The organism is Actimicrobium sp. CCI2.3 (genome assembly GCF_035019065.1).
Lineage (GTDB): Bacteria > Pseudomonadota > Gammaproteobacteria > Burkholderiales > Burkholderiaceae_D > Actimicrobium.
This window is the reverse complement of the sequence record NZ_JASJWR010000076.1, coordinates 1-1,566: the sequence shown is the minus strand read 5'-3', so window position 1 is coordinate 1,566 and position 1,566 is coordinate 1. Positions and strand designations below refer to the sequence as shown.

The 1,566-nt window shown below is 55.9% G+C and carries 1 protein-coding gene; it reads left to right on the top strand.

Features of this window, described 5'->3' with window-relative positions; all coding sequences use genetic code 11:
- Positions 1-82 precede the first annotated feature (82 nt).
- Positions 83-1,447 carry an IS1182 family transposase gene (locus QN370_RS20495; RefSeq protein WP_322125541.1) on the top strand — a complete coding sequence of 455 codons (1,365 nt, stop codon included), beginning with the start codon at positions 83-85 and terminating at the stop codon, positions 1,445-1,447.
- Positions 1,448-1,566: the final 119 nt, after the last annotated feature.

Below are 1,566 nucleotides of genomic sequence, written 5' to 3'. Positions count from 1 at the left end.
GGCCTAGCAGTTTGTCGGACTTCAACCCACGGCATGAATCGTCGTGGGAAAATTCTAGGTATCCACACCAGCGCTTTTCACGATGACGAATTTCATCCTTACTGATCGCAAAACCGATTACTTGTTGCCGCCGTCGCTCGAAGATTGGCTGTCCGAAGATCATCTGGCACGGTTCGTTGTTGAAGTAGTTGATCAACTGGATATCTCGACTCTCACCCGGCAGTATGCTGGGCGGGGCTCGAAGGCCTACCACCCCGCCACGCTGCTGGCGATCCTGGTGTATGGCTACGCCACCGGCGTATTCTCCAGCCGCAAACTGGAACGCGCCACCTATGACTCGGTGGCGTTTCGCTACATTAGCGCCGGCAGCCATCCTGATCACGACACCTTGGCCACGTTCCGGCGCCGCTTCCTCGGCGAACTGGAAGCCCTGTTTGTACAGGTGCTGGCACTGGCGCAGGAAATGAAATTGCTAAAGATGGGCACGGTCTGTCTTGATGGCACCAAGATGCACGCCAACGCCTCACGCCATAGCGCCCTCTCACACGGCCACATTGGGAAGCTGGAAGTCCAGCTCAAAGCAGAAGTGCAAGAACTGCTGGCCTTGGCCGAGAAGGCAGATCAAGCAGATGTGCCGGATGGCATGAACCTGCCCGAGGAAATCAAGCGACGGGAAGATCGGCTGGCGGTCATGGCCGAAGCCAAACGCAAGATTGCGGTACGTGCCCAAGAGCGCTATGAACGCGAAAAAGTAGAGTACGACGAGAAGATGACGCAGCGTGCAGCCAAGGAAAAGGACAGGGGCAAGAAGTCGAACCGCAAACCGCCCAAGCCGCCGGAAGCTGGTCCGAAAGACAGCGACCAGATCAATCTGACCGATGAAGAATCCCGCATCATGCCGACGGCTGGCGGCGGCTTTGAACAAGCCTACAACGCGCAAGCGGGTGTGGACGCAGCAACGATGCTGGTCATTGCCACCCAGGTCACGCAAGCGACCAACGACAAGGAGCAGGTTGAACCCATGTTGGCCATTCTGGCGGCGCAGTCCCAGAGCCTGGGCGAGGTAACGTGCCTGATTGCCGACACCGGATTCTGCAGTGAAAAGAACATCCGGGCATGCGAGAAAGCAGGGCTGGAACCACTTATCGCGGTAGCGCGAGACGCGCACCATCCTCACTGGCGCGAGCGCCACAGCGAACCGGCGTCATTGCCAGACAATGCCAGCCCGACAGATAAAATGCGACATCGTCTGAAGACGAAAGCTGGGCGAGCGCTCTATGCCTTACGCAAGCAAACCGTCGAACCTGTCTTCGGCATCATCAAATCGGTGATGGGATTTCGCCAATTCTCGTTGCGTGGTTTACAAAAAGTGCGTGGCGAATGGCAGCTGGTTTGTCTGGCATGGAATGTGAAACGGATGGCCAAACTCCGTCCTGAATGTGGGTAAGCAAGAAAATCAAGGCGGGAAACCGTAAAAATCAGCAATATCTGAATATCTCTGCCTGTTTTTTAAGCAAATTCAGGTCTTGACTGTGCTTTGCTTGTTCAAGTCCGACAGGCTGCTAG

Excerpts from the sequence above, each read along its gene's own strand:
- QN370_RS20495 (WP_322125541.1), top strand. The coding sequence starts at position 83 with ATGACGAATTTCATCCTTACTGATCGCAAAACCGATTACTTGTTGCCG.